The sequence below is a fragment of the Paenibacillus sp. Y660 genome (assembly GCF_057221575.1).
The window spans coordinates 1-3,630 of sequence record NZ_JBXBBJ010000063.1; the positions used below are offsets into that span (position 1 = coordinate 1).

Genomic DNA, 3,630 nt, shown 5'->3' on the forward strand with positions numbered 1-3,630 from the left:
AAAGGTATTCTTCGCGATTATTGGTGTGATTTCCAAAAGTCAAGGGGTTTTCCGGCTTTTAGCTTACATTTCTATGACTATTAATCGGTTTCCATCGCTTGGAATGAACTGCATAAGTCATGCGTCATAAGCGATATCTGATAACAGGATAGGCGATTCGAATGAAACGGATACTCGCAGCAGCTGCTCTTATAGTGCTTTGCAGCGCCGCAGCAGAATGGCTTCGGTTCCGGTCAGGTAAATTGATTGCAGAAAATTAACTATGGGAGGCACAAAGAGCCGAAGCCCTTTGGCGAGTCGGTCACGTTCACGGATAACTTTATGGCAGATATGCAGACTTATGGCTCATTGGACAGCACGGGAAAATATACGGAGCTGGGCGTCATTACGCGAATGTCGTCATTATGCCGATCGAAGGAGAAGTTCGAACGGATGCTAAATAAGCGCAAGGATAATTAATATGGAGGAACAGCCTTGATTAGAAAAATCGATATTACGAATCCTGTTTTTGCAGAGAATATACTAAGCATTCAAATTCCATCTTATGAGGTGGAGGCTGCGTTAATATATTTTTATGAAATACCGCCTCTAAAAGATACAGTGGACACTCTGCTCATATGCGGAGAAACCTTCTATGGCTATTACATAAACGATGAGTTGTGCGGGGCAATCGCTGTAAAGGCGGAGGGCAGCGAGATCGATATCCATCGATTGATGGTTCATCCTAATCATTTTAGAAAGGGAATCGCCAAAAAGCTGCTTCATTGCGTTGAAAATCTTGATGGAGATTATCGCAGCATCGTTGTATCGACAGGCTCCAAAAATACGCCAGCCATCCATTTATACATGCAAAGCGGCTTTTTGGAAACAGATAGGATAGACATCGAAGAACGGCTGTCGATCACGAACTTTCAGAAGATTCTTCGGTGAGGATCATGTAGGGGTATGGCTGCGTTTATGACCAAAAAAAATATGATTATTTTAGGAGCTGTTATCGCAGTTATCTTTGCCTTTGTTTTTTATGTTGGATTGAACGCCCGTGTAGCCTCTAAGCCGCAGTCACCGCAAGAGTTTGAGCAATTAATTGGAGAGAGAAGCATGCGGCTTGCTGCCGAGAGAATAGATGCCATTGACCAAGAATGGATCACTACGTTTAACGATCATGGCGGTGTTGGTGAAATTGCAATGAGAGCTCTTCCGAAAGGTCCTCAAACCGCAACAGAACTATTTACCGAGTTAGTCAAAATGTATGAGGGAGAGAAACCCTTCACTTATGAGCGATCGATCGCATTGCTGTATTACACCGAGCAAGAGCCGCTTGCCTCGGAGCTTGACCCATATGGTTTGTTTCCAATTCCAGAGATAACGATGAGCAATAACCGAGAGTTTCGAATTCAAGATATAAACGATTCCTACGATAGATTCAATTCATACGTCGATAGATACATCATAGATAAATTTGAATGATATGGAATATACACTGCCAAAATGAGCTGAAGGAGAACGATTTCTTGCATCGCTTAGCTAAGGAATTTAGTTTGTCTCAGGAGATTTCAGTTTATGACGCTTATTAAAGCAATTGATTTCCAGACGCGAGCGATTTTTTAGAATGACTCTATGAATGGGAAAAACGGCTCTCTCGCATGCACAGCGAGCAGAGCCGTTCCATTTAGTACAAATCGAACATGTTGACTTCGTAGCCTTGTGTTTTCAAATAGGTGAACAGCTGCGCACGGTGATGCTGCGCGTGGGTTGTAATTTCAATCAGCCATTTGGCTTGAACCGAGCCATGCTCCAAATAAAACGGTTTTGTTTTCTTATGAAGAAACTCCTCTACGGGCAGCTCCTCCATATACGTTCTGACTTGATCCATGCCTGAAACCATCCATGCAATCAGAGCTTCCTTGTCGTTATCAGCAGCAATATCCGCCTCGAGCTTGCGAATGACTGGTTCACTGCTCTCCTGCAGAATCAGCAAATCAGATGAAGGAACAGATACGAGATGCTCAGCCAGCTCAAGGAGTGACCTCATATTTGGCTGCGGTCTGTAATCCCAGTGTTCAGGCGAGATTTTGCGGATCAAATTAGAAGATGTCTTAACGATATGCTCCAATTCCTCGAGTAATAGTGCTTTGAATTCGTTAACAGCTTGCATGTGCTTTCACTCCTCATTTTTAATGTGATTAACGCAGTAAATCGACTAGGCTCGTTTTTTATTGTAGCTTATAATAGTGACAACCCTTGTCATAAATATAAAAATAACGGAGAACTTTAATGTCCAAATCGAAACGATTGATAGAATTGATGATGACCGTTAACAGAAAACGCAAGTTTACGGTGAAAGAGCTTGCCAATGAGTTTGAGGTGTCAACCCGGACGATATTAAGAGACCTTCAGGAATTGAGCGAGCTAGGTGTACCCTTGTATTCGGAGGTTGGACCTCACGGTGGCTATCAAGTGCTTAATGAAAGAATTCTGCCTCCCATCGCGTTTACGGAGGAAGAGGCGGTCGCTATATTTTTTGCAAGTCATGCTTTGCGCCACTATTCCTATCTTCCCTTTGAGAATGAGGCTTTATCAGCTTTGAACAAATTTTACTTTTATATGCCCGGCGATGTACGGGATCGTATCGATCAGTTAAAGAACCGATTTGATTTTTTTACACCTGAGAGGCAGGTAAAGTCTCCGTATTTGTCTATTCTGCTCGAAGGAGCTATAGAGCAAAAAATTGTTCTCATCGAATATGATTCTCGGGAAGGACATTCAAGTCGTCAAATACAGCCGATTGGCGTATATGCGAGCAATGGTTTGTGGTACTGCTCCGCTTATTGTTTTCTGCGCGCTGAATTCCGCTTGTTCCGATGCGACAGAATTCATTCGGCTGCATTTGATGCTTCTGGTTTGTCGCCACTGGATCTTCGCCATGTCCACCTGGGCAATCAAGATAAGTTTTACCAGAAGGAACAAGAATATATCCCACTTTATGTTGAGCTTAGCAAGGAAGGCGTTCAGCGCTGCGAATCTGAGTTATGGTCGTCGCCAAAGCTTTATATGTACATGGATGGTACTGGCCGTCTGGAAGGCAATGTTAGGAAGATTGATCTTCCGTTTTTTGCGAAGTTTTTTGTTGGCTTGGGGAACGAGGCTACAGTGAAAGAACCAGCAGAACTGGTGGACCGGATGAAACAGCTCCTATCTGATATCATGGCGAAATATGTTTAAGAGTTAACATTGATAATGGTATAGGAGCAGGTACGGCCATGTAAGTATTTTTAGAAAGCATTTAACGCATATGAATGTGTTTCTTCCAATAAAGGCTTGGTAAGCGGATGGATTGATTATCTGTTATAGGTGAGTGGAGGAAAAGAACTTTTAATTATTTTTTAAAAACACTTGCAATACTGGGCGAGTACATGGTATATTCTTATTCCGGCCAAGAAATACACCGGAACGAAAGAAAAAAGATTGCTCTTTGAAAACTGAACAACGAGTAATAACTGCCCTTGCGATTCTAACGAATTGTAAGAAAAAGCGATATAAAAGTAATGAGCATTTCAAACACATGAAGCTTTCTCTTCGACATCGCGTCGAAGCGAAAACTTCCATTTGGAGAGTTTGATCCTGGCTCAG

Annotated in this window: 5 protein-coding genes; 4 read left to right on the plus strand and 1 reads right to left on the minus strand. The window is 42.5% G+C overall.

What is annotated here, in order from left to right; all coding sequences use genetic code 11:
- The first annotated feature begins 246 nt into the window (after positions 1–246).
- From AC2TDN_RS26315 to AC2TDN_RS26325, 3 genes are read left to right on the plus strand one after another with little or no spacing between them, the layout of a single operon-like run.
- Complete coding sequence (locus AC2TDN_RS26315) at positions 247–459, plus strand: hypothetical protein (protein WP_482068816.1); 213 nt, start codon at positions 247–249, stop codon at positions 457–459.
- A 15-nt stretch (positions 460–474) separates the two neighbouring features.
- A complete protein-coding gene (locus AC2TDN_RS26320) occupies positions 475–930 on the plus strand; it encodes a GNAT family N-acetyltransferase (protein WP_484690714.1) in 456 nt (151 codons plus the stop codon).
- A gap of 27 nt (positions 931–957) precedes the next feature.
- Positions 958–1,467 carry a hypothetical protein gene (locus AC2TDN_RS26325; protein WP_484690715.1) on the plus strand — a complete coding sequence of 170 codons (510 nt, stop codon included), beginning with the start codon at positions 958–960 and terminating at the stop codon, positions 1,465–1,467.
- Positions 1,468–1,669: 202 nt separating this feature from the next.
- Here the strand turns inward: AC2TDN_RS26325 and AC2TDN_RS26330 are convergent, their stop codons facing one another.
- A complete protein-coding gene (locus tag AC2TDN_RS26330; protein ID WP_484690716.1) occupies positions 1,670–2,155 on the minus strand; it encodes a DinB family protein in 486 nt (161 codons plus the stop codon).
- A 119-nt stretch (positions 2,156–2,274) separates the two neighbouring features.
- On the opposite strand from AC2TDN_RS26330, the gene AC2TDN_RS26335 reads away from it, so the two are divergent.
- Positions 2,275–3,222, plus strand: coding sequence for a helix-turn-helix transcriptional regulator (locus AC2TDN_RS26335; protein WP_482068820.1), 948 nt, complete (start codon positions 2,275–2,277; stop codon positions 3,220–3,222).
- Positions 3,223–3,630: the final 408 nt, after the last annotated feature.